21 protein-coding genes are annotated in these 24,500 nt (G+C 66.4%); 18 read left to right on the forward strand and 3 right to left on the reverse strand.

Annotated elements, in window-relative coordinates; all coding sequences use genetic code 11:
- Nucleotides 1–27 precede the first annotated feature (27 nt).
- The 12 genes from DIE15_RS11150 to DIE15_RS11215 all read left to right on the forward strand — a co-directional run bounded on the left by DIE15_RS11150 (nucleotide 28) and on the right by DIE15_RS11215 (nucleotide 13,123).
- Complete coding sequence (locus DIE15_RS11150; protein ID WP_124833206.1) at nucleotides 28–657, forward strand: tetratricopeptide repeat protein; 630 nt, start codon at nucleotides 28–30, stop codon at nucleotides 655–657.
- A gap of 40 nt (nucleotides 658–697) precedes the next feature.
- Complete coding sequence (gene bamB / locus DIE15_RS11155; protein WP_057925249.1) at nucleotides 698–1,843, forward strand: outer membrane protein assembly factor BamB; 1,146 nt, start codon at nucleotides 698–700, stop codon at nucleotides 1,841–1,843.
- A 246-nt stretch (nucleotides 1,844–2,089) separates the two neighbouring features.
- Nucleotides 2,090–3,427: a ribosome biogenesis GTPase Der gene (der, locus tag DIE15_RS11165; protein ID WP_014896912.1), complete on the forward strand. Its 1,338-nt coding sequence runs from the start codon at nucleotides 2,090–2,092 to the stop codon at nucleotides 3,425–3,427.
- A 154-nt stretch (nucleotides 3,428–3,581) separates the two neighbouring features.
- Complete coding sequence (gene hfq / locus DIE15_RS11170; RefSeq protein WP_006399927.1) at nucleotides 3,582–3,821, forward strand: RNA chaperone Hfq; 240 nt, start codon at nucleotides 3,582–3,584, stop codon at nucleotides 3,819–3,821.
- A 72-nt stretch (nucleotides 3,822–3,893) separates the two neighbouring features.
- On the forward strand, nucleotides 3,894–5,069 hold the full coding sequence (hflX, locus tag DIE15_RS11175) for a GTPase HflX (RefSeq protein WP_185734422.1): 1,176 nt from the start codon (nucleotides 3,894–3,896) through the stop codon (nucleotides 5,067–5,069).
- A 47-nt stretch (nucleotides 5,070–5,116) separates the two neighbouring features.
- Nucleotides 5,117–6,466 (forward strand): FtsH protease activity modulator HflK, encoded by a 1,350-nt coding sequence (gene hflK / locus DIE15_RS11180; protein ID WP_057925247.1) that lies wholly within the window; start codon nucleotides 5,117–5,119, stop codon nucleotides 6,464–6,466.
- A gap of 15 nt (nucleotides 6,467–6,481) precedes the next feature.
- Complete coding sequence (gene hflC, locus DIE15_RS11185; protein WP_124833208.1) at nucleotides 6,482–7,381, forward strand: protease modulator HflC; 900 nt, start codon at nucleotides 6,482–6,484, stop codon at nucleotides 7,379–7,381.
- A gap of 36 nt (nucleotides 7,382–7,417) precedes the next feature.
- Nucleotides 7,418–7,609 carry a DUF2065 domain-containing protein gene (locus DIE15_RS11190; RefSeq protein ID WP_009687995.1) on the forward strand — a complete coding sequence of 64 codons (192 nt, stop codon included), beginning with the start codon at nucleotides 7,418–7,420 and terminating at the stop codon, nucleotides 7,607–7,609.
- Between the two features lie 112 nt (nucleotides 7,610–7,721).
- Nucleotides 7,722–8,870: an ATP phosphoribosyltransferase regulatory subunit gene (locus DIE15_RS11195; protein ID WP_124833209.1), complete on the forward strand. Its 1,149-nt coding sequence runs from the start codon at nucleotides 7,722–7,724 to the stop codon at nucleotides 8,868–8,870.
- A 113-nt stretch (nucleotides 8,871–8,983) separates the two neighbouring features.
- On the forward strand, nucleotides 8,984–10,330 hold the full coding sequence (locus DIE15_RS11200; RefSeq protein ID WP_044848883.1) for an adenylosuccinate synthase: 1,347 nt from the start codon (nucleotides 8,984–8,986) through the stop codon (nucleotides 10,328–10,330).
- Nucleotides 10,331–10,338: 8 nt separating this feature from the next.
- Nucleotides 10,339–10,935 (forward strand): phosphoribosyltransferase, encoded by a 597-nt coding sequence (locus tag DIE15_RS11205; protein ID WP_124833210.1) that lies wholly within the window; start codon nucleotides 10,339–10,341, stop codon nucleotides 10,933–10,935.
- Between the two features lie 274 nt (nucleotides 10,936–11,209).
- Nucleotides 11,210–13,123, forward strand: a complete 1,914-nt coding sequence (locus DIE15_RS11215) for a potassium transporter Kup (protein ID WP_057925243.1) — start codon at nucleotides 11,210–11,212, stop codon at nucleotides 13,121–13,123.
- Between the two features lie 114 nt (nucleotides 13,124–13,237).
- Here the strand turns inward: DIE15_RS11215 and DIE15_RS11220 are convergent, their stop codons facing one another.
- On the reverse strand, nucleotides 13,238–15,562 hold the full coding sequence (locus DIE15_RS11220) for a Tex family protein (protein WP_124833211.1): 2,325 nt from the start codon (nucleotides 15,560–15,562) through the stop codon (nucleotides 13,238–13,240).
- Nucleotides 15,563–15,722: 160 nt separating this feature from the next.
- Here DIE15_RS11220 and DIE15_RS11225 point away from each other — a divergent pair, with 160 nt between their 5' ends.
- The 3 genes from DIE15_RS11225 to DIE15_RS11235 all read left to right on the forward strand — a co-directional run bounded on the left by DIE15_RS11225 (nucleotide 15,723) and on the right by DIE15_RS11235 (nucleotide 19,064).
- Nucleotides 15,723–16,472 (forward strand): hypothetical protein, encoded by a 750-nt coding sequence (locus tag DIE15_RS11225; RefSeq protein WP_057925241.1) that lies wholly within the window; start codon nucleotides 15,723–15,725, stop codon nucleotides 16,470–16,472.
- Nucleotides 16,473–16,549: 77 nt separating this feature from the next.
- Nucleotides 16,550–16,765, forward strand: coding sequence for a YdcH family protein (locus DIE15_RS11230; protein WP_006755091.1), 216 nt, complete (start codon nucleotides 16,550–16,552; stop codon nucleotides 16,763–16,765).
- A gap of 55 nt (nucleotides 16,766–16,820) precedes the next feature.
- Complete coding sequence (locus DIE15_RS11235) at nucleotides 16,821–19,064, forward strand: ATP-dependent DNA helicase (protein ID WP_124833212.1); 2,244 nt, start codon at nucleotides 16,821–16,823, stop codon at nucleotides 19,062–19,064.
- A gap of 81 nt (nucleotides 19,065–19,145) precedes the next feature.
- Here DIE15_RS11235 and DIE15_RS11240 read toward each other — a convergent pair whose 3' ends face one another.
- Complete coding sequence (locus DIE15_RS11240) at nucleotides 19,146–19,970, reverse strand: outer membrane protein assembly factor BamD (protein WP_057925239.1); 825 nt, start codon at nucleotides 19,968–19,970, stop codon at nucleotides 19,146–19,148.
- 41 nt (nucleotides 19,971–20,011) lie between these two features.
- Here DIE15_RS11240 and DIE15_RS11245 point away from each other — a divergent pair, with 41 nt between their 5' ends.
- From DIE15_RS11245 to phaC, 3 genes are all read left to right on the forward strand, one after another.
- Nucleotides 20,012–21,238 carry an RluA family pseudouridine synthase gene (locus DIE15_RS11245; protein WP_124833213.1) on the forward strand — a complete coding sequence of 409 codons (1,227 nt, stop codon included), beginning with the start codon at nucleotides 20,012–20,014 and terminating at the stop codon, nucleotides 21,236–21,238.
- Between the two features lie 6 nt (nucleotides 21,239–21,244).
- A complete protein-coding gene (pgeF, locus tag DIE15_RS11250) occupies nucleotides 21,245–22,084 on the forward strand; it encodes a peptidoglycan editing factor PgeF (RefSeq protein ID WP_124833214.1) in 840 nt (279 codons plus the stop codon).
- 365 nt (nucleotides 22,085–22,449) lie between these two features.
- On the forward strand, nucleotides 22,450–24,324 hold the full coding sequence (phaC, locus tag DIE15_RS11255; protein ID WP_057925237.1) for a class I poly(R)-hydroxyalkanoic acid synthase: 1,875 nt from the start codon (nucleotides 22,450–22,452) through the stop codon (nucleotides 24,322–24,324).
- Here phaC and DIE15_RS37355 read toward each other — a convergent pair.
- Nucleotides 24,303–24,500: hypothetical protein (locus DIE15_RS37355; protein ID WP_221624169.1), on the reverse strand; the 198-nt coding region annotated here is incomplete at its 5' end. The genes phaC and DIE15_RS37355 overlap by 22 nt on opposite strands.

The raw sequence follows: 24,500 nt of genomic DNA on the forward strand, positions 1-24,500 counted from the left end.
GCCTGAACAGGAAGGAATCGCTCGCCGATGAGTTATCACGACGAACAAGAATCGATTGAAAGTCTCAAGGCGTGGTGGGCCCGCTGGGGCAACCTCACCACGTGGATCGTGCTCGCGGCGCTGGTCGTCGCGGCCGGCTTCAACGGCTGGAATTACTGGCAGCGCCGTCAGGCCGCCGAGGCTTCCGGGTTGTACGAGCAGGTCCAGAAGGCCGCCGCCGCAAACGACAAGGCGACGATGGTCCGTGCGGCCGCCGACATGGAAGACAAGTTCGGCAGCACGCCGTATGCGCAGATGACGGCGCTCGCGGCCGCGAAGACGCTGTACGCGGCCGGCGACGCCGCCGGCGCGAAGGCGCAGCTGCAATGGGCCGTCGATCATGCCAAGGACGACGAGTACAAGCAGATCGCGAAGCTGCGTCTCGCATCGCTGCTGCTCGACGAGAAGGCGTACGATGCGGGCCTCGCGCTGCTCTCCGGCACGCCGGTCGATGCATTCAAGGGCCTCGTGGCAGATCGTCGCGGCGATCTGCTTGCCGCGCAAGGCAAGACCGACGATGCGCGCGCCGCGTACAAGCTCGCGCTCGACGGCCTGTCGCAGGACGACCAGTCCGCGCGCCAGCTCGTGCAGTTCAAGCTCGACGCGCTCGGCGGCTGATCGCGGCCCCCTCAACCTCTTAACTCTGCTTCGCTAACCGATGAATTTGCTGAAACGTTACGCTGTGCCCGTAGCCTGCGCGGCGGCTGTCCTGGCATTGGCGGCCTGCTCGTCGTCGAAGGACGCGCGCCGCGTGCCGACTCCGCTCACCGAGTTCAAGCCCGTCATGGACGTGCAAGAGGTCTGGAAGGCGAGCGTCGGCAAGGGCGGGCGCTACCTGTTCTCGCCGGTGGCCGTGGGCGACGCCGTCTACGCGGCGGGCGAGAACGGTTCGGTCGAGAAGATCGACGCGAAGACGGGCCAGACGCTGTGGCGCTCGAAGGTCGGTTCGGACCTGTCGGCCGGTGTCGGCAGCGATGGCAACCTGACCGCGGTCGGTGCGCTGAAGGGCGGCGTGTTCGTACTCGGCCCCGACGGCAAGCAGCTGTGGAAGACGAGCGTGCAGGGCGAGATCTTCTCGCCGCCGCTGGTCGGCAACGGCCTCGTGATCGTGCGCACGATCGACGGCCAGGTGATCGCGTTCAACGCGCAGACGGGCGAGCAGAAGTGGAACTACCGCAACCGCGCGGTGCCGCTGAACCTGCGCGTGTCGGCCGGCATGACGTTCGCGGGCGATGCGGCCGTGCTGGCGGGCTTCCCCGGCGGCGGTCTCGTCGCGATCAACCTGCAGACGGGCGAGCCGTTCTGGCAGACGCCCGTATCGTTCCCGAAGGGCGTGACCGAAGTGGAGCGCATCAACGACGTCAGCGGTCCGCCGACGCTCGTGGGTGCCGAAGCGTGCGCGGTCACGTTCCAGGGGCAGCTTGGCTGCTTCGACGCGAACTCGGGCCGTCCGCTGTGGGAAAAGGCGTTCTCGAGCCGCAGCGGCCTCGCGCAGGACGATTCGGTCGTCGCCGGCGGCGACGACTGGTCGGTCGTGACGGCCTACGACGCGGCGAGCGGCAACCAGCTCTGGCGCAACGACAAGCTGAAGAGCCGTGACGTCGGCGTGCCTTACTTGCTCGGCCATGCGGTCGTGATGGGCGACTACAAGGGCTTCGTGCACTTCCTGTCGCGCGAGGACGGCAGCTTCATTGCGCGGATGAAGACCGACGGCAGCGCGATTACGGCGGCGCCGGTCCTGGCGGGCAATACGCTCGTCGTGCAGACGAAGGACGGCGGCCTGTACGGGTTCCGCCCGCGCTGACGCGCACGCAACAGGCGCAATCGCGGCGCTGCGGGTTTGTCCCGCGCGCTGCGGTCGCGCGCACGAAGGCGGCCGGTGTCCCCGGCCGCTCGGTATTTGAAAGGCAGTTCGAAACGAAAGACGACGGCGCGCAACGCGCGCCCGGCGCGCGCATCCGGCGCGGCGCGAATTCGTGATATTTTCATTCAGCGCAGCCGCCCGCAGCAGCGGGCCTCCCGCTGCTGCGCATCACCGTAGAAAACACAGATGAAACCGGTCATTGCCCTCGTTGGGCGCCCCAATGTGGGGAAATCCACGCTGTTCAACCGGCTCACGCGCTCGCGCGATGCGCTGGTCGCCGACTTGCCGGGCCTGACGCGCGATCGCCATTACGGCGAAGGGCGCGTCGGCGAGCGGCCGTACCTGGTTGTCGACACCGGCGGCTTCGAGCCCGTCGCGAAGGACGGCATCCTGCACGAGATGGCGCGCCAGACGCGGCAGGCGGTCGAGGAAGCCGACGTCGTCGTGTTCATCGTCGACGGCCGTAACGGGCTCGCGCCGCAGGACAAGTCGATTGCCGACTACCTGCGCAAGACCGGCCGGCCGATCTTCCTGGTCGTCAACAAGGCTGAGGGGATGAAGTACACGGCGGTCGCGACGGACTTCTATGAACTCGGGCTCGGCGATCCGCGCGCGATCTCGGCCGCGCACGGCGACGGCGTGACCGACATGATCAACGAGGCGCTGGAAGTCGCGTACGCGGGCCAGCCGGAGGAAGCGGACGAGGACGATCCGTCGCGCGGCATCAAGATCGCGATCGTCGGCCGGCCGAACGTCGGCAAGTCGACGCTCGTAAACGCGCTGATCGGCGAAGATCGCGTCATTGCGTTCGACATGCCGGGCACGACGCGCGATTCGATCTACGTCGACTTCGAGCGTAACGGCAAGAAATACACGCTGATCGACACCGCGGGCCTGCGGCGCCGCGGCAAGGTGTTCGAGGCGATCGAGAAGTTCTCGGTCGTGAAGACGTTGCAATCGATCTCCGATGCGAATGTCGTCATTCTTCTGCTGGATGCGCAGCAGGACATTTCCGACCAGGACGCGCACATTGCCGGCTTCGTCGTCGAACAGGGCCGCGCGCTCGTGATCGGCGTCAACAAGTGGGATGGCCTCGACGACCACGCGCGCGATCGCGCGAAAGCGGATTTGACCCGTAAGCTGAAATTCCTCGACTTCGCGAAATCGCACTACATTTCGGCCGCGAAGAAGACGGGCATCGGTGCGCTGATGCGCTCGGTCGACGACGCGTACGCGGCGGCCATGGCGAAACTGCCGACGCCGAAGCTCACGCGCGCGCTGATCGAGGCAGTCGAGTTCCAGCAGCCGCGCCGTCGTGGTCCGGTGCGTCCGAAGCTGCGCTACGCGCACCAGGGCGGCCAGAATCCGCCGCTGATCGTCATCCACGGCAACGCGCTCGACGCGGTGACCGAAACGTACAAGCGCTACCTCGAAAACCGATTCCGCGAAACTTTCTCCCTGACCGGGACTCCATTGCGCATAGAGTTCCGTTCGTCGAACAACCCGTACGCGGACAAGGGCTGAAGCATGCCTGCCACGCACGTCCCGCAAGGGATAGGCCGCATGGCCTACCGCCGGGCGGGGCAGGCAAAATCGGCTATAGTGTAGCGATTGGCGCCGGATCTCTTTTTCTTCGCCGCCAATCCAGATCAACCTGCAAAAAAAGATGGAGTACGCCATGAGCAACAAAGGGCAATTGTTACAAGACCCGTTTTTGAACGCACTGCGCAAAGAGCACGTTCCCGTTTCGATCTATCTCGTCAACGGCATCAAGCTCCAAGGGAACATCGAATCGTTCGACCAGTACGTCGTGTTGCTCCGTAATACGGTGACCCAGATGGTCTACAAGCACGCCATCTCGACGGTCGTGCCGGCGCGCCCGGTGAATTTCCACCCGGACGCGGAAGCCTCGTCCTAACCTATCGCAGCGGCCGGCATCCGGTCGCCGCGAGCGACCGATGCCAGCCGCCTTATCTTGACACCCGATAATTTGATCAACGCAGCGCTCGTCGGCATCGACTTCGGCAAGACCGATTTCGAAGCCAGTCTCGAAGAACTCAGTCTTCTCGCCTCCAGTGCGGGGGCCCGTCCCGCCGTCACCCTCACGGGTCGTCGCGCCAGTCCCGATGCCAAGATGTTCATCGGTAGCGGCAAAGCCGAAGAACTGCGGCTTGCCTGTGACGCACACAACGTCGAAATCGTCATCTTCAACCACGCACTGGCACCGGCCCAGCAACGCAATCTGGAGCAGGCGCTTAACAGGCGGGTGGTCGATCGTACGAGCCTCATTCTCGATATCTTCGCGCAGCGCGCCCGCAGCCACGAAGGCAAGCTGCAGGTCGAGCTCGCGCAGCTGCAATACCTGTCGACCCGCCTGATTCGCGCGTGGACCCATCTCGAGCGGCAAAAGGGTGGTATCGGCCTGCGCGGTCCCGGTGAAACCCAGCTGGAAACCGACCGCCGGCTGATCGGCGAACGCATCAAGATGCTGAAGTCGCGGCTTGACCGGCTGCGCCGGCAGCACAGCACGCAGCGTCGCCAGCGTGCGCGCAGCGGCACGATGTCGGTGTCGCTCGTCGGCTATACGAACGCGGGCAAGTCGACGCTGTTCAATGCGCTGACGAAAGCGCAGGCCTATGCGGCCGACCAGCTGTTCGCCACGCTCGACACGACGTCGCGGCGCGTGTATCTCGGCGACGAGGTCGGCCAGATCGTCGTGTCCGATACGGTCGGGTTCATCCGCGAACTGCCTCACCAGCTGGTTGCCGCGTTCCGCGCGACCCTCGAGGAAACGATCCACGCGGATCTGCTGCTGCACGTGGTCGATGCGTCGAGCGCGGTCAGGCTCGAACAGATCGAGCAGGTGAACGGCGTGCTGCACGAGATCGGCGCGGACACGATCCGGCAGGTGCTGGTGTTCAACAAGATCGATGCCGTACCCGAGCTGGCGGCCCGCGGCGACGCGGTCGAGCGGGACGAATATGGTAATATTTCGCGCGTCTTTTTGAGCGCACGCACCGGTCAGGGTCTCGACGCGTTGCGTGCCGCCATCGCCGAGATCGCCTCCGCGGAACACCTTTCCGGCGCGACGTTACCCGACGGCGCGCTCGACGGCGCCCCCGCAGAACCACACGAAGACCACACGATTTCCGAACAGGGGCGCTAACCGGTCCCGGCCGGTTCGCCGGCGTCTAATCTGGTGAACAAACTCTGGTGAACGAATACAACGAGCGGAGTACCTGGCGGCGGATGCGCGCCTTGCTGTCGATCAACGATCCCCGTTGGGGGCGCGGTGACGGCAAGGGCAACGACGGATCCCGTCCGCGTGCGAACGAATCGAAGCGTCCGCCCGGCGGCGACGGTGACGGTCCGCCCGATCTCGACGAGATGTGGCGCAACTTCAACCGGCGTCTGAGCGGCCTGTTCGGCGGCAAGGGCGGCAACGGCTTCCGGCCCGACAACGGCCGGGCCGCGCGTGTCGGTGTCGGCATCGTGATCGGCGTGCTGGTCGCGGTCTACGCGGGCAGCGGGCTGTTCGTCGTGCAGGACGGCCAGACGGGCGTCCTGCTGCAGTTCGGCAAGCTGTCCGGCACGGTCGGTCAGGGCGTGCACTGGCGCGCGCCGTATCCGTTCGCGTCGCACGAGATCGTCGACACGTCGCAGGTCCGTTCGATCGAGATCGGCCGGAACAATGTCGTGCGTCTCGCGAACGTGAAGGAAGCGGCGATGCTGACGCGCGACGCCGACATCGTCGACGTGCGTTTCGTCGTCCAATACCGCATCCGTTCGGCAACCGATTACCTGTTCCGCAGCGTCGATCCCGAGCGCAGCGTGTCGCAGGCCGCCCAGGCTGCGGTGCGTGCGATCGTCGGCACGCGCAGCGCGGCCGACATGCTGAACCAGGACCGCGACGCGCTGCGCGAGCAGCTGTCCGCCGCGATCCAGCGCGATCTCGATCGCTACCAGTCAGGGCTCGAGGTGACGGCCGTCACGATGCAGAGCGTCGCGGCGCCCGAGCAGACGCAAGCCGCGTACGCCGAAGTCGCGAAGGCGCGTGACGAGCGTGAGGCCGCCAAGCGTGCCGCGCAGGCCTATGCGAACGACCTGCTGCCGAAGGCGCAGGGCAATGCCGCGAAACTCGTCGACGAAGCGAAGGCGTATGCCGATCGCGTGGTCACGGAGGCAGAAGGCGACGCCGATCGGTTCAAGCAGGTCTATGCGCAGTATTCGAAGGCGCCCGCGGTGATTCGCGAGCGGATGTACCTCGAGACGATGCAGGAAATCTATTCGAACGCGACGAAGGTGTTCGTCGGCAACAAGGGTGGCAATAGCGTCGTGTACCTGCCGCTCGACAAACTCGTCGAGCAGGGGCGGCAAAATGCCACGAACGCCGCGACGTCCGCCGGCGCATCCGCGCCCGATGCAGCGTCGGCTCCGGCCGCCGCGGCGGCGAGCGCACCCGCGAGCGCGGCTTCGGCCGCGGCGGCCCCCGCACCGGGCAGCGACGTGCTGCGGTCGCGCGAAGCGTTCCGCAGTCGCTCGCGCGAAGACGATACGAAGTAACGGGGAGCGCAGAACATGAACCGAATCATTGCGCTCGTCGTCGCAATCGTGATCGTTGCCTTCGCGGCGTCGTCGACCGTCCTGACCGTCGATCCGCGCCATGCGGTCGTGCTGTCGGGCCGAGACGGCACGCAGCCCGAACTCGCGGGCCCCGGCATCCATTTCAAGCTGCCGCCGCCGCTGCAGACGGCGACGCTGATCGATACGCGCCTGCAATCGCTCGAATCGCAGGATTCGCTGCAACTGGCGACCGAAGACAAGCATGATCTGCTCGTCGCGTATGCGGTCAAGTACCGGATCAGCGATCCGATGAAGTATTTCACGGCAACGGGCGGCGACCCGACGGCTGCCACCGAGCGTCTGACCGGCGCGCTGAAGAGCGCACTCGGCGACGCGTTCGGCAAGCGCGCGCTCGATGATGCGCTCGGCGGGCAGCGCGACATCGCCCATGCCGCTCGCGATGCGGTGCGCGCGAAGGCATCCGGCTTCGGCGTCGACGTGGTCGATGTGCAGTTGACGCGCGTCGACCTGCCGGCTGCGCAGACGGACGCCGTCTATCAGCGGATGATTGCCGCGCTGCGCGACCAGGCCGCGCAGGTGCGCGCGGATGGCGCCGCCGATGTCGAGCAGATCAAGGCCGATGCGGAACGCGAACAGCAGGCGGTGCTCGCGAATGCTTACAAGTCCGCGCAGACGATCAAGGGCGAGGGCGACGCGAAGGCCGCGTCGATTGCCGCCGACGCGTTCGGCAGCGATCCCCAGTTCTACCAGTTCTACGCGAGCCTGCAGGCTTACCGGAATACCTTCAAGCGCAACGACATCATCGTCGTCGATCCCGACAGCGAGTTTTTCCGTTTCATGCGCAGCCCGACGGGCGGTACCGCACCGGCGGCACCCGCTCCCCGCAAACACTGACCTTGGGGCGCCGCGTCGAGCGGCGCCGTCGCTCGCATGGATCTGGCTGGCTCGTTGTTGCTCGCGGTAGCACTGATGCTGATCATCGAGGGGGCGTTCCCCTTCGTGTTTCCCGTCGCCTGGCGCGACACGTTTCGTAGAATAGCGGAGCGGCCGCCGCATCATATCCGGATCGGCGGGCTCATCGTGATGGCGCTCGGGCTCGTCCTGCTGCTGCTTGCCACCTGACCGGAGAGCTGATCCAGACGGCGCACCCGCCGTTCGTTCCGCCCGATTCCGATTTCCGATTCATCTCGCGGCGCGCGAGTCGCGCCCTGTTTCCCGTCGTAGGACCGTACCGATGTCGACCTGGTTACTTCCCGAGAATATCGCCGACGTACTGCCGTCGGAAGCGCGCAAGATCGAGGAGCTGCGCCGCAGGCTGCTCGACCGCTTCCGTTCGTATGGCTACGAAATGGTGATGCCGCCGCTGCTCGAATACCTCGAGTCGCTGCTGACGAGCGGCGGCGCCGACCTGCGCCTGCGCACCTTCAAGCTGGTCGACCAGTTGTCGGGCCGCACGCTCGGCCTGCGCGCGGACATCACGCCGCAGGTCGCGCGCATCGACGCGCACCTGCTGAACCGCCAGGGCGTCACGCGCCTCTGCTATGCGGGCCACGTGATGCATACGCGTCCGCGCGGCCTGCACGCGACGCGCGAACAGATCCAGATCGGCGCCGAAATCTACGGGCACGCCGGGCTGGAAGCCGATCTCGAGATTCAGCAGCTGATGCTCGACGCGCTGCACCTCGCGGGGCTGTCGCGGATCCGTCTGGACCTCTGCCACGCGGGCGTGCTCGCGGCGTTGCTCGCGCGCGATGCGCAGGCCGCCGAGCGCGGCGAGGCGCTGTACGACGCGCTGTCGGGCAAGGACGTGCCGCTGCTGAACGAACTTACCGATGATCTCGGCGCCGACACGCGCGCGGCGCTGCGTGCGCTGCCGCATCTGTACGGCGACGCAAGCGTGCTCGACGAGGCGCGCGCACGGCTGCCGGTGCTGCCCGAGATCACGCGCGCGCTCGACGATCTCGCGCAGCTCGCGGCCCAGGCGAAGGGCGTCGAGGTGGCGATCGATCTGGCCGATCTGCGCGGCTATGCGTACCACAGCGGCGCGATGTTTACGGCGTACATCGACGGCGTGCCGAACGCGATCGCGCGCGGCGGTCGTTACGACCACGTAGGCCAGGCCTACGGTCGCGCCCGCCCGGCAACCGGCTTCTCGCTCGACCTGCGCGAACTCGCGCGGATTTCGCCGATCGAGGCGCGCGGCGCAGCGATTCTCGCGCCGTGGGCGCAGGACGACGCACTGAACGCGGCCGTCGGGGCGCTGCGCGATGCGGGCGAGGTTGTGATCCAGGCGTTGCCGGGGCACGACCACGTGCTCGACGAGTTCGCCTGCGACCGTTCGCTCGTCGAGCGTAACGGCGCGTGGGTGGTCGAACCCCGTTAAACAGGCGTTCGCGGGCCGTCGTTTGGCGTGCATATCGTTGAAGCGAAACGGAAAAATTCGGAATCGCCCGCGAACATAGGTAGAATACGTTTTTAACCAGCTAACGAATCAACATGTCTGCCAGCGCAGTGAACGTGACTCCCGGGCGCAATGTCGTCGTCGTGGGAACGCAGTGGGGTGATGAAGGCAAGGGTAAGATCGTCGACTGGCTGACGGACCACGCTCAGGGCGTCGTGCGTTTCCAGGGCGGCCACAACGCCGGCCACACCCTCATCATCGGCGGCAAGAAGACCATCTTGCGCCTCATCCCGTCGGGCATCATGCGTGAAGGCGTCGCCTGCTACATCGGCAACGGCGTCGTCCTGTCCCCCGAGGCACTGTTCAAGGAAATCGGCGAGCTGGAAGAAGCCGGCGTGAACGTGCGCGATCGCCTGTTCATTTCCGAAGCCACGACGCTGATCCTGCCGTACCACATCGCGATCGACCAGGCGCGCGAAGCGCGCAAGGGCGCGGGCAAGATCGGTACGACCGGCCGCGGCATCGGCCCCGCATACGAAGACAAGGTCGGCCGCCGCGCGCTGCGCGTGCAGGACCTGTTCGACGCGAAGACCTTCGCCGACCGCCTGCGCGAAAACCTCGATTTCCACAACTTCGTGCTGACCCAGTACCTGGGTGGCGCGGCCGTCGATTTCCAGGCCACGCTCGACACGATGCTCGGCTACGCCGATCGCCTGAAGCCGATGGTGGCCGACGTGTCGCGCCGTCTGTACGACGCGAACAATGCCGGTCAGAACCTGCTGTTCGAAGGCGCGCAAGGCACGCTGCTCGACATCGACCATGGCACCTATCCGTTCGTCACGTCGAGCAACTGCGTCGCGGGTGCGGCTTCGGCCGGCGCCGGCGTCGGTCCGCAGAAGCTGAACTACATCCTTGGCATCACGAAGGCATACTGCACGCGCGTCGGTTCGGGCCCGTTCCCGAGCGAACTGTACGATGCGGACAATCCGCAGCGTCAGGACCAGGTCGGCGTCACGCTGGCGAACGTCGGCAAGGAATTCGGCTCGGTCACCGGCCGTCCGCGCCGCACCGGCTGGCTCGACGCAGCCGCACTGCGCCGCTCGATCCAGATCAACGGCGTGTCGGGCCTCTGCATGACGAAGCTCGACGTGCTCGACGGCCTCGATGAAGTCAAGCTGTGCGTCGGCTACAAGATCGACGGCAAGGACGTGGACATCCTGCCGCGCGGTGCGGCAGACGTCGCGCGTTGCGAACCCGTGTACGAAACGTTCGCCGGCTGGAAGGAAAGCACCGTCGGCATCAAGACGTGGGACGCGCTGCCGGCGAATGCGCAGGCATACCTGACCCGTGTCCAGGAAGTGGCCGGCGTGCCGGTCGACATGGTTTCGACGGGGCCTGATCGCGACGAAACGATCCTGCTTCGCCATCCGTTCAAGGTGTAACTTTCAGCATGACGCAGCAAATCACGATGACGGCGGCAGACTTGATGACCGATCCGCGCAACGACGACAAGAACCTGTGGGTAGGCTGGGACGAATACCATCGTCTGATCGAGCTGCTCGCACTGCAGGTGCATGAATCGGGCTGGAAGTTCGACCAGATCCTGTGCCTCGCGCGCGGCGGTCTGCGCGTCGGCGATCAACTGTCGCGCATCTATGACGTCCCGCTCGCGATTCTCGCGACGAGTTCGTACCGCGAAGCAGCCGGCACCGAGCAGGGTGAGCTCGACATCGCGCAGTACATCACGATGACGCGTGGCAACCTCGAGGGCAACGTGCTGCTGGTCGACGATCTCGTCGATTCGGGCGTCACGCTCGCGCGCGTGCAGGAGCACCTGAAGGAGCGTTATCCGTCCGTCACGGCCGTGCGTTCGGCCGTGCTCTGGTACAAGGGTTGCTCGAAGGTGAAGCCCGACTACCACGCGCAGTATCTGCCGACGAATCCGTGGATTCATCAGCCGTTCGAAGAGTGGGATACGGTTCGTCCGCACAACCTCGAGGCGTGGATCAAGCGCGGTCGCACGCAGCGCGACGGTTCGGGCGCGTAAGCGGCCGGCAAATTGAAGGAAAGCCTTGTACGGCGCCGCTCGCGGCGCCGTTTTTTATTGGGTGCGCCGAACCGGTGGGCGCGGCGACCGGCGTACACGGTAGGCAGACGGCGCGGCCCCGGCTATGATGGCAGCCCTGCCACAGCTTGCGCAGGATTGCATGCGCGGCGTGGATCACGTGGTTTCAGGGCAACACGGCAGGACGGTGTTTAAGGGGGGCGCGAGTAGAATAGCGCTCGTTTTGTCCGAACCGGACCCGATTATTACGCTTCATATGAACGACACGATCCAGGCGACCGACGCAGCCCATGCGCATTCGACGCACCAACACTCGATGCGGGCGCTTGCGATAGCGGCCATCGGCGTCGTGTTCGGCGACATCGGCACGAGCCCGCTGTATTCGCTGAAGGAGGCGTTCAGCCCCGCACACGGCATCCCGCTGACCGAAGGCTCGATTCTCGGGGTGATCTCGCTGCTGTTCTGGGCCATCATCCTGGTGGTCGGCATCAAATACCTGCTGTTCGTGATGCGAGCCGACAACAACGGCGAAGGCGGCGTGCTCGCGCTGATGGCGCTGTCGCTGCGGCCGCTCGACTCGAAAACACGTGTCGCGGGCGCACTGATGGCGCTCGGCATCTTCGGCGCGTGCATGTTCTATGGCGATGCGGTGATCACGCCGGCGATCTCCGTGATGTCGGCGGTCGAAGGTCTCGAGATCGCGACGCCGCACCTGGCCCACCTCGTGCTGCCGATCACGATCGTGATCCTGATCGCGCTGTTCTGGATCCAGCGCCACGGCACCGCGCTGGTCGGCAAGCTGTTCGGGCCGATCATGGTGCTGTGGTTCGTCGCAATCGCGGCACTCGGCGTGTATCACATCGTGCGCGTGCCGGGCATCATCGCAGCGGTCAATCCGTACTACGCGGCGTCGTTCATGGCGGATCACCTGCTGCAGGCCTATGTCGTGCTGGGTTCGGTCGTGCTGGTGCTGACCGGTGCGGAAGCGCTCTATGCGGACATGGGCCACTTCGGTGCGAAGCCGATCCGCCTCGCTGCGTACGGGCTCGTGATGCCGTCGCTCGTGCTGAACTACTTCGGCCAGGGCGCGCTGCTGATCCAGAATTCGAAGGCGATCGAGAACCCGTTCTTCCTGATGGCGCCCGATTGGGCGCTGCTGCCGCTCGTCGTGCTGTCGACGGTCGCGACCGTGATCGCTTCGCAGGCCGTGATCTCGGGCGCGTATTCGCTGACGTCGCAGGCCATCCAGCTTGGCTACGTGCCGCGCATGAAGGTGCTGCATACGTCCGAGCTGGCGATCGGCCAGATTTACGTGCCGGTCGTGAACTGGCTGTTGCTGTTCGTGATTCTCTGCATCGTGATCGGCTTCAAGAGCTCCGACAACCTCGCTGCCGCATACGGCATCGCGGTGACGGCGACGATGGTGATCACGACCGTGCTGGCGTGCGTCGTGATGGTGAAGGTGTGGAACTGGAACCGGCTGCTCGTCGGCGCGATCATCGCGGTGTTCCTCGCGATCGACCTCGGCTTCTTCGGCGCGAACCTGCTGAAGGTCGCGCAGGGCGGCTGGCTGCCGCTCGGCATCGGCGCGCTGCTGTTCTTCCTGCTGATGACCTGGTACAAGGGCCGCCACATCGTCAAGGAGCGCACGGCCGCCGACGGTATCCCGCTCGAGCCGTTCCTGCAGGGGCTGCTCGCGCATCCGCCGCACCGCGTGTCGGGCACCGCGATCTACCTGACCGGCAACGACAAGCTCGTGCCCGTCAGCCTGCTGCACAACCTGAAGCACAACAAGGTGCTGCACGAGCGGACCATCTTCCTGACGTTCGTCACGCGCGACATTCCGTATGTGCGCGACGACAAGCGCCTGAGTTCGCGCGATGCGGGCGGCGGCCTGTACATCGTCAAGGCCGAGTACGGCTTCAACGAGACGCCGGACGTGAAGGCCGTGCTCGAGGAATTCGGCCGCACGCACGACATGACGTTCGAGCTGATGGACACGTCGTTCTTCCTCGCGCGCGAAACGGTCGTGCCGACGCATCTGCCCGGCATGTCGATCTGGCGCGAACGCGTGTTCGCATGGATGCACCAGAACGCGGCGAAGCCGACCGACTTCTTCTCGATCCCGGCGAACCGCGTCGTCGAGCTCGGCACCAAGATCGAGATCTGACCGGCGCGCGCAGGGTCGTGGATACGGCCCATGCCTATCGGCAGCGCGTTCGCGAGAGCAATAAAAAACCCGCCTTTCGGCGGGTTTTTTATTACGTCGACAGCCTTCGCGTGCTCAGCACTTCAGCTTCGCGAACGCCGCGGCCATCGCGCCGGCCGGTTCCGGCTCGCGCGAACGCTGCGGGCGGGCCGTGCCGCGGCCGGCATTGCCGCGATCCTGGCCGCCGCGCGGCGCCATGCCGGGCGCGGCTGCTTCGTCGTCGAGGCGCATCGTCAGCGCAATGCGCTGGCGCTTCACGTCGACGTCGAGCACCTTGACCTTGACGACCTGGCCGGCCTTCACGACTTCGTGCGGATCCTTGATGAACTTGGTCGACATCGCCGACACGTGGACGAGGCCGTCCTGGTGCACGCCGACATCCACGAACGCGCCGAATGCCGCGACGTTCGTCACGACGCCTTCGAGCAGCATGCCCGGCATCAGGTCGGACACCTTCTCCACACCGTCGCGGAACGTTGCGGTCTTGAATTCCGGGCGCGGGTCACGACCCGGTTTTTCGAGTTCGGACAGGATGTCGCGCACGGTCGGCAGGCCGAAACGTTCGTCAACAAATTCCGTCGGCGACAGGCCGGACAGCGCGTCGCGGCTGCCGAGCACGTCGTCGATCCGCTTGCTGATCTTCGCAAGGATCCGTTCGACGACCGGGTAGGCTTCCGGGTGGACCGACGAGCGGTCGAGCGGATTCTCGCCGCCGTTGATGCGCAGGAAGCCGGCTGCCTGTTCGAAGGTCTTGTCGCCGAGGCGCGGCACCTTGCGCAGGTGGTCGCGCGACGGGAACGGCCCGTTCGCGTCGCGGTAGTCGACGATGTTGCGCGCGAGCGTGGCGTTCAGGCCCGATACGCGCGCGAGCAGCGCAACCGACGCGGTGTTCGCGTCGACGCCGACCGCGTTCACGCAATCCTCGACCACCGCGTCGAGCGAGCGGGCGAGTTCGCGCTGGTTCACGTCGTGCTGGTACTGGCCGACGCCGATCGCCTTCGGCTCGATCTTCACGAGTTCGGCGAGCGGGTCCTGCAGGCGGCGGGCAATCGACACGGCACCGCGCAGCGATACGTCGAGTTCCGGGAATTCCTTCGCGGCCAGTTCGGACGCCGAGTAGACCGACGCGCCGGCTTCCGACACGACGATCTTCTGCAGCCGCAGTTCGGGGTGCTTCGAGATCAGCTCGCTCGCGAGCTTGTCGGTTTCGCGGGATGCGGTGCCGTTGCCGATGCTGATCAGCTCGGCCTGCGTCTGCGCGGCGATGCGCGCGAGCTTCGCGAGCGAGCCGGCCCAGTCGCGGCGCGGCTCGTGCGGGTAGATCGTGTCGGTCGCGAGCAGCTTGCCGGTGCGGTCGACCACGGCGACCTTCACGCCCGTGCGCAGGCCGGGGTCGAGACCGATCACGGCCTTCGGGCCGGCCGGCGCGGCCAGCAGCAGGTCCTTCAGGTTGCGCGCGAACACGCGGATCGCCTCGGCTTCCGCCGTTTCACGCAGTTGCGTGAGCAATTCGTTCTCGATATGCGGCTGCACCTTCACGCGCCAGCACCAGCGGCACACGTCGGACAGCCACTTGTCGGCCGGGCGGCTTTGGTTTGCGATCCCGAAATGGCGTGCGATCATCGCTTCGCCGGGATGCGGGACCTGCGCGTCGAGTTCCTCGCCAAGGCCGAGCTTGACGGTCAGCACGCCGGCATTGCGGCCACGGAACAGCGCGAGCGCGCGGTGCGACGGCACGGTCCGGATCGTTTCCGCATAGTCGTAGTAGTCGCGGAACTTCTCGCCTTCCTCGTTTTCCTTGCCTTCGACCACGGCCGACGACACGACGCCCTGGCTGTGCAGGTAGTCGCGCAGCTTGCCGAGCAGTTCGGCGGTTTCGCCGAACTGCTCGGACAGGATGTCGCGCGCGCCGTCGAGCGCGGCTTTCACGTCGGCAACGCCCTTGTCGGCATCGACGTACGCGGCTGCTTCCGTCTGCGGGTCGAGCAGCGGATTCGCGAGCAGCGCCTGCGCGAGCGGCTCGAGGCCGGCTTCTCGGGCGATCTGCGCGCGCGTGCGGCGCTTCGGCTTGTACGGCAGATAAAGGTCTTCGAGCACCTGCTTGCTGTCGGCCGCGTCGATCGCGGCGCGCAGTTCGTCGGTCAGCTTGCCCTGTTCGTCGATGCTCGACAGGATCGCCGCGCGGCGATCCTCGAGTTCGCGCAGATACAGGAGGCGCTCCTCCAACTGGCGCAACTGCGTGTCGTCCAGGTTGCCGGTCACTTCCTTGCGGTACCGGGCAATGAACGGAACGGTCGAGCCTTCGTCGAGGAGTTGCACTGCCGCCGCGACCTGGCGCGGCTGGACGGACAGTTCGGTGGCGATGCGCTGTACGATCTTGAGTGCTACGGTTTCCGTCATGTCGTGGATGATCTGCCTGCTGAAATCGCGGTGCGGGCCGGCAGACCGCGCGCGGCGGGCTGCGAGACGGGCCCGCCGGACCAGATGCCGCGGGTGAGTGAAGCGGGGCATTTTGCCATAAATGGCGGAGCGTCCAGCCGGGGGTGATAGAATTTGACACATGTCCCGCAGCTTTCCTACGACGTTGCCAACTTCCCGCATTTCTCTCGTCGCGCTCGGCGCAGCGCTTGCCGCGGCTTTGTCCGCAGGGTCTGCCGTCGCGTACGCGCAGGCATCGGGCGCAACCGCGCCGGATGCCGCTGCCGCCGCGCCCGTCGCGGCCTCCGCCACGCAGGATTTTGACGCCCGTCAAAAAGTGCTCAATCAACGTTCCGCGGAAAACGATTATCGTTATGCCGTGGCGGAGCACGACTGCTACAGCAAGTTCTTCGTCAATCACTGTCTCGGCAATGCGCGCGACCGGATGCGCGAGGAGCGGGCAAGCATCCGTCAGGAGCAGCTCGCGCTCGACGACGAACAGCGCGCGGTGCGGGCGCAGCAGCGCGACCAGCAGCAGGCGCTGAAGCAGGTGCAGAACGCGGCGGAAGCGCCGCAGCGCGCGGCGAACGAGGCGGCGAACGCGGCTGCGTTCCGCGACAAGCAGGAGCAGAATGCACTGAAGCAGGCGCAGCGCGGCGCGGAAGGGCCGCAGCACGCTGCGAACAAGCAGGCATACGACCAGAAGCAGGCGGACTTCCAGCGCAAGCTCGACCAGGCGCACCAGCAGGCCGCGCAGAAGGCGCGGGAGCGGGCGGACAACGCCGCGCGCTACGAGCAGAAGCAGAAGGAAGCCGCCCAGCACCAGGCCGATGTCGAGCGGCGTCAGCGGGAAGCGGCCGAAAAGGCCAAGCAGCAACAGCAGGGGCAGTAACGTGTTGGATTGATCCGGAATCAGTCTCGTGCGTGCCGGCACGCCAGTCGGCGCGCTGCTTCGATGAGGAGGCGCATATGCAAAACCGTCCCACGGAACAGCAGCAGGAATTGCACAACCGTTTGGCTGCATTGCAGGAGCAGCACCAGCAGCTCGCTCGGGAGATCGAGCTGAAGGAAGGACACTCCGACATCGACGACATCACGCTGCACCGGCTGAAGAAGGAAAAGCTGGCGGCCAAGGACAAAATCATTTTGCTGCAATCGCAGCTGGAACCGGATAAGCGCGCCTGAGCGCGGCCTGGCAAGCGCCGGCGCCGCTCGGGCGCTGGACACAGGAACGCTTGCCTTGAATTCACCGCTTGAAGCCAACCCCGATGCCCGGCGTGACGCGTCGTCCGCCGGGCGCGTTCGTGCGCCCGAAGGCACCTTCGAGCTGAGCCGCAAGCGCGTCGACGAACTCGACACGATCTTCGGTGAAGGCGGACTGCTTGCGCGCGCGCTCGACGGCTATCACCCGCGTCTGTCGCAGATCGAGATGGCGCGCGCGGTCGCGTCCGCGATGGAGGCGTCCGCGCGCCGGATGCCCGAACCGGAGATCTTCGAAACTCGCAAGCGGCCGGCGCGCCGCCTCGGCGAAGGCGACAAGGCGGCTGAGTCCGCCGCGGGCGATGCAGCGGCCGACACCAACAGCGACGCCGGCGACAACACGCTGATCGTCGAGGCCGGCACCGGTACCGGCAAGACCTATGCGTACCTGGTGCCCGCGATGCTGTGGGGCGGCAAGGTGATCGTGTCGACCGGCACGAAGCACTTGCAGGACCAGCTGTTCCAGCGCGACATCCCGACCGTGCGCAACGCGCTCGCGGTGCCGGTGACGGTCGCGATGCTCAAGGGCCGCTCGAACTACCTGTGCCATTACTACCTGCAGCGCACGGCCGACAACGGCCGCCTGCCGTCGCGACAGGACACCGCGTACCTGCAGGAAATCGTCCGGTTCGCGAAGATCACGAAGAGCGGCGACAAGGCCGAGCTCGCGAGCGTGCCGGAGACGGCGCCGGTGTGGGCGATGGTCACGTCGACGCGCGACAACTGCCTCGGCCAGGAGTGCCCGCATTACAAGGAATGCTTCGTGATGCAGGCGCGGCGCGAGGCGCAGCAGGCGGACATCGTCGTCGTCAACCATCACCTGTTCTTCGCGGACATCATGCTGCGCGACACCGGGATGGCCGAACTGCTGCCGAACGCGAACACGGTGATCTTCGACGAAGCGCATCAGTTGCCGGAGACGGCCACGCTGTTCTTCGGCGAGACGCTGTCGACCACACAGATCCTCGAACTCGCGCGCGACACGGTCGCCGAAGGGCTGAGCCATGCGCGCGATGCGGTCGAGTGGGTGAAGCTCGGCGGCGATCTCGAACGCGCGGCGCGCGACTTGCGCCTGGCGTTCGCGAACGACCAGATCGTGCGCATGTCGCTCGCGCAACTGGGCGACGATCACCCGATGTTCGGCGCGCTCGACGCGCTCGAGGCGGCGCTCGATGCGCTCGCATCGGCGCTCGCGAGCCAGGCCGAGCGGGCGGAATCGCTCGGCGCGTGCTTGCGGCGAGCGCGCGAATTGCAGGACCTGCTCGCGGGCTGGGTCGCGCCCGGTGCGGCGCAAGCGGCCGAAAAAGCCGATGCCGCGGCAGCCGGCGACAAGGCGGCTGCCGACGACCCGAACGAGAAGGTGCGCTGGGTGGAAGTGTTCGCACATACCGTCCAGCTGCACGAAACGCCGCTGTCGGTGGCGCCGATTTTCGCGAAGCAGCGCGCCGGTGTGCCGCGCGCGTGGGTCTTCACGTCGGCGACGCTGTCGGTGCGCGGCGACTTCACGCACTACGCGGCCCAGATGGGCCTCAGCTCGCGGCGCTCGATGACGCTCGCGAGCCCGTTCGACTATCAGTCGCAAGGCCTGCTGTACGTGCCGCGCAACCTGCCGCAGCCTTCGTCGCCGGCGTTCACCGACGCCGTGTTCGATGCCGCGCTGCCGGCGATCGAGGCATCGGGCGGCGGCGTCTTCATGCTGTGCACGACGCTGCGCGCGGTTGACCGGATCGCGTCGAAGCTGCGCGACGTGATCGAGTCGCGCGGCTGGAATACGCCGCTGCTGGTGCAGGGTGATGCCAGCCGCACCGAGTTGCTCGATCGCTTCCGTTCGTACGGCAATGCGATCCTTGTCGGCAGCCAGAGCTTCTGGGAAGGCGTCGACGTGCGCGGCGATGCGCTGTCGCTCGTCGTGATCGACAAGCTGCCGTTCGCGCCGCCCGACGATCCGGTGCTGGCCGCGCGACTCGATGCGCTGACCAAGAAGGGCTTGAGCCCGTTCGCGGTTCACCAGCTGCCGCAGGCCGTGATCACGCTGAAGCAGGGCGCGGGCCGCCTGATTCGCGCGGAGACGGATCGCGGCGTGCTGATGATCTGCGACACGCGGCTCGTCGACAAGCCGTACGGTCGCCGCATCTGGCAGAGCCTGCCGCCGTTCAAGCGCACGCGCGAGATCGCGGTCGTGCAGGATTTCTTCGACGAACATCGCGCGGAGAAACGCGCGTAACCGCACCGCCGCCTGTTACGGGCGGCGCCAATAAAAAACCCGGCTCGATGGCCGGGTTTTTTATTGTGCAGCGAGTGTCGCTCAGAACTGCCACCACGACTTCTTCGTGCCGGGACGCGAGTGGCCGGTGATGTACGGGCTGTCCGGGAAGGTCCCCGCGAGCACGCGCTTCGTGTCTTCCGCGAGTTGCGGCTGGTTCAGCTTGCCGTACGACAGGATCATGATGTGCAGCGCGTCCTCGATCGCCGGCGCGCCCTTGTAGTCCTTGATCGCGAGCTGCGCGCGGTTGATTGCCGCGACATAGGCGCCGCGCCGATAGTAGTAGTCGGCCGCGTGCACTTCGTGCGACGCGAGCGCATTGACGATGTAGCGCATCCGCGCTGCGGCGTCGGGCGCGTACTTGCTCTTCGGGTAGCGGTCGACGACGACCTTGAACGCATCGTACGATTCGCGCAGTGCCTGCGGATCGCGTTCGCTCATGTCCTGGCCGGAGAAGCGGCCGAACAGGCCGAGATCGTCGTTGAAGTGGATCATCCCCTTCAGGTAGTACGCGTACGGGATATCCGGGTGATCCGGGTGGAGCTGGATGAAGCGGTCGACGGCCTGGTCGGCGGCTGCCGCTTCGTTGTCCTTCCAGTTGCAGTACGCGACGTTGATCTGCGCCTGTTGCGCGAAATGGCCGAACGGATCGCGGCCTTGCAGCGATTCGAAATATTTCGCGCACTTGCCCCAGTCGCCGCCGGACAGTGCGTCCTGGGCCTCTGAGTATAATTTGTTGTTCGACCAGGTAGCCGTCTCGTCCTGCTTCTGCGGCAAGCCGTGGCAGCCGGCGATGAGGGCCGCGGCCGCTACCACCGCAGCTCGGGCGGCGACGGTCTTGGCCGTACGTTTGGTCGAATTCATCATGCTCGCATGTCCTAGCTTCAAGTCTCGGTGACCCAGTCTAAATGACCCGTTCAAGTTCGCAGAATGCCCCGCGGGGCAAGTCAAATCGCGAAGATTATAGCCCAAGCGATCGGCCCGCCGACGCTGCGTCGGGGGATTCCCCCGATGACGATCTGGCTGCAGACGCGATGCAGCCGCCTGTCGTGCCGTCCGCCGCGGTCGACGAGGCGCCGCGCATCGTCGAAGTGCCGCTGTCGCTCGCGGGAGAACGCCTCGACAAGGCGCTTGCCCAGCTGTTCCCCGAATTCTCGCGCAGCCGCCTGCAAAGCTGGATCGAGGCGCAGCGCGTGCTGGTCGACGGCGCGCCCGCGAAGATCCGCCAGCCGGTGCCGCTCGGCGCGAGGATCGAGCTCGTGCCCGACCTGCTTCCCGAGCAGCTCGCGTTCACGCCGGAGCCCGTGCCGCTCGACGTGATCTACGAGGACGACGCGCTCGTCGTCATCAACAAGCCGGCGGGCGTCGTCGTCCATCCGGCCGCCGGCAACTGGAGCGGCACGATCCTGAACGGGCTGCTGCACCGCTACGGCGACGCGGCGGCCGGCCTGCCGCGTGCCGGGATCGTGCACCGGCTCGACAAGGAAACGTCCGGCCTGATGGTGGTCGCCCGCACGCTCGCCGCGCAGACCGACCTCGTGCGCCAGCTACAGGCGCGCACGGTCAAGCGCCGCTATTTTGCGCTCGTGTGGGGCACGATGCCCGAAGACGGCACGATCGACGCACCGATCGGCCGCGATCCGCGCGAGCGCACGCGCATGGCCGTCGTCACAGGCGCGTCGGGCAAGCCCGCGCGCACGCATTTCCGCACGGTTGACACATGCATGTGGCAACGTCAGCCGGTGTCCGCGATCCAGTGCGACCTCGAAACCGGCCGCACGCACCAGATCCGCGTGCACTGCTCGCATGTCGGGCATCCGTTGCTCGGCGATCCGGTGTACGGCCGCGCGCGCGGCAAGCGCTCGGTCGCGCCGCTGCCGGACGGGTTCGCGCGGCAGGCGCTGCACGCCTGGCGGCTCGGCCTCGTGCATCCGGTCACGGGCAAGACGATGCAGTGGCGCTGCCCGTTGCCGGACGACATGAACGCGCTCGTCGCGGCGCTCGGTTTCGGGCAGGGTGACGAGGAATTCGACGATGAAGACGGCATCTACGACGATGACGATTTCGCCGGCGAGTATCAGGATCACGACGAGGATTACGACGACGAGTCGGAGCCGGACGATGAGGAGGAGTGAGTGCCGATGACGAACCTGGCGCCGTTGACGTGGCAGGACTGCATACAGCCCGACTGGCAGGTGTCGCCGCGCGTACGCGCGCTGATCACGACGCGCGCCGGCGGCGTGAGCGAGGGCCCGTACGGGCGCTGGCAGGACGGTGCCGCGTTGCCGGGCGGAATGAATCTCGGCCTGCATACCGGTGACGATCCCGATCACGTTGCCGCGAATCGCGCGCGCTTGCTCGCGCTGGCAGGACAGTCGCGCGCGGCATGGCTCGAACAGGTTCACGGCGCGCAGATCGTGCGCGCCGATGAGGTGATCGAGGCCGCGCCGGGTGCCGCGGCGCCCGTGCGGGCCGACGCGAGTGTGACGGACCGCGCGGGCGCCGTCTGCGTCGTGATGGTCGCGGATTGCCTGCCAGTGCTGCTGTGCGACGCGCAGGGCCGGGCGGTGGGCGCCGCGCATGCAGGCTGGCGCGGGCTCGCGGCCGGCATCGTCGAGCAGACCGCGGCCCGCGTCGCGGCGCTCGCCGGCGGCGCGACGAATGAACTCCGTGCGTACCTCGGCCCCGCGATCGGGCCGCGGGCGTTCGAAGTCGGCGCCGACGTGCGTGACGCGTTTCTCGACACGGCTCCGCAGTCGGAGCATGATGAGACGCGGCAAGCGTTCGTCGCGATCGACGGCGCGCCCGGCAAGTTCCTCGCCGACCTCCACGCGCTCGCGCGCCTGCGCCTCGCCCGTGCGGGCGTTGCGCACGTGAGTGGCGGGTCCGCCTGCACGGTCACCGAACACGCGCGCTTCTATTCGTACCGGCGCGACCGCGTGACCGGTCGCATGGCGGCGGCGATCTGGCTGGCCGATTGACGGCTGAGCGCGCGCTTGCGCGCGCGGGTTGTTGCGCTGCAAAATCGGGTTATCTCGATATTGACGCGTCAACGCGGTGTTGTATGGACAGCCGAATGAATAATCGCGAAGTCAAGTCAATCAAAATGTTTCATGTTTCGCCGGAAGCCTTGTCCCGTCTGTTGCGCGTGGATTATCTCCGAGCGGAAATGTTCAGTGGTTTGACGCAGTGCTTCACATGGGGAAAACGATAATGATAAAAATACCGCACTGCGGCAGAATCTGGAGACGCCTCTCCAGAGCATGACGGCCCGGCTCGCAGCCGGCACGCCGCGCGCGAGCAGGATTTCACGATTGACGCTCACGAATCACCGGTAAGGCAGGTAATGACAGCATCGAAAAATTCGTCGACGTCCGCTCAGACGGACACTTCCGCAGGCAGCACCGGATTCGGCCAGGCTACCCAGCCGATGCAGCAGATGTTCGAGGCATGGCTGAACGCATGGCGCGGTTTCGCCGATCCGGCACGTGCCGCCACGGCGGCAACCCCCGCGAATCCGTTCGCCGCATTCCAGTTCCCGACATCGATTCCGTTCCAGATGCCGTCGATGCCCGACCTGGGCAGCTTTGGCGGCCTGGCATCGCCGTTCGCGGGGCTGAAGCTGCCGGTCGCCGCGATCCCGCCCGAACGGCTCCAGAAGTTGCAGGCCGACTATGCGCGCGACTGCATGACGCTGATGCAGCAGTCCGCGGCCGCGAAGCTCGAGTCGCCCGAACTGAAGGACCGCCGCTTCAGCGCGGATGCGTGGAAGGCGTCGCCCGCGCATGCGTTCGCGGCTGCGTGGTATCTGCTCAACGCGCGCTACCTGCAGGAACTGGCCGACGCGCTCGAGACCGATCCGAAGACGCGCGAACGCATCCGTTTCTCCGTCCAGCAATGGACGGCCGCCGCCGCGCCGAGCAACTTCCTCGCGCTCAATCCCGATGCCCAGAAATCGATCCTCGAGACGCAGGGCGAAAGCCTGCGGCAGGGGATGATGAACCTGCTCGGCGACATGCAGCGCGGCAAAATTTCGCAGACCGACGAATCGCAGTTCGTGGTCGGCAAGAACCTCGGGTGTACCGAAGGCGCGGTCGTCTACGAGAACGACCTGATCCAGCTGATCCAGTACACGCCGAAGACGGACAAGGTGTTCGAGCGGCCGCTCCTGATCGTGCCGCCGTGCATCAACAAGTTCTACATCCTCGACCTGCAGCCCGAGAATTCGCTCGTCGCACATGCGCTGTCGAACGGCCATCAGGTGTTCCTCGTGTCGTGGCGCAACGCCGATGCGTCGGTGGCGCACAAGACGTGGGACGACTACATGAACGAAGGGCTGCTCGCGGCGATCGACGCCGTGCAGCAGGTCAGCGGCCGCGAGCAGATCAACACGCTCGGCTTCTGCGTCGGCGGCACGATGCTCGCGACCGCGTTGTCGGTGCTCGCCGCGCGCGGCGAACATCCGGCCGCGTCGATGACGCTGCTGACCGCGATGCTCGACTTCTCCGACACCGGCATCCTCGACGTGTTCGTCGACGAGGCGCACGTGCAGATGCGCGAGCAGACCATCGGCGGCAAGAACGGCGCGGCACCGGGGCTGATGCGCGGCGTCGAGTTCGCGAACACGTTCTCGTTCCTGCGGCCGAACGATCTCGTGTGGAACTACGTCGTCGACAACTACCTGAAGGGCCGCACGCCTGCCGCGTTCGACCTGCTGTACTGGAACAGCGACTCGACAAGCCTGCCGGGTCCGATGTACGCGTGGTACCTGCGCAATACCTATCTCGAGAACAAGCTCCGCGTCCCGGGCGCGCTGACCGTGTGCGGCGAATCCGTCGACCTGTCGCGCATCGACGTGCCGACCTTCATCTACGGGTCGCGCGAGGATCACATCGTGCCGTGGCAGACGGCCTACGCGTCGACGTCGATCCTGACGGGCCCGCTGAAGTTCGTGCTCGGCGCGTCGGGTCACATCGCGGGCGTGATCAATCCGCCGGCGAAGAAGAAGCGCAGCTACTGGGTCAACGACAACGACCTGCCCGAATCCGCGGACGCCTGGTTTGCCGGCGCGTCCGAGCAGCCGGGCAGCTGGTGGACGACGTGGGTCGAGTGGCTCGATCAATATGGCGGCCGCAAGGTGGCGCCGCCCGCCAAGGCCGGTTCCGCGCAGTTCCCTGTGATCGAGCCGGCGCCGGGCCGCTACGTGTTGCAGCGCGATTGACGAAAACCGGACAGCGGCGCACGCTGTCCGGTGCACCGCAGTTTTTTTAACAGGGCCGGTAGCGATGCGCCGTGTCGTGCGGGCCCGGAGGAAACGGAAATGACGGACGTAGTGATCGTATCGGCCGCGCGGACCGCGGTCGGCAAATTCGGCGGCTCGCTCGCGAAGGTCGCGGC

Origin of the sequence: Burkholderia sp. Bp9031 (genome assembly GCF_003857965.1) — a bacterium.
GTDB classification, from domain to species: Bacteria; Pseudomonadota; Gammaproteobacteria; order Burkholderiales; family Burkholderiaceae; genus Burkholderia; species Burkholderia ambifaria_A.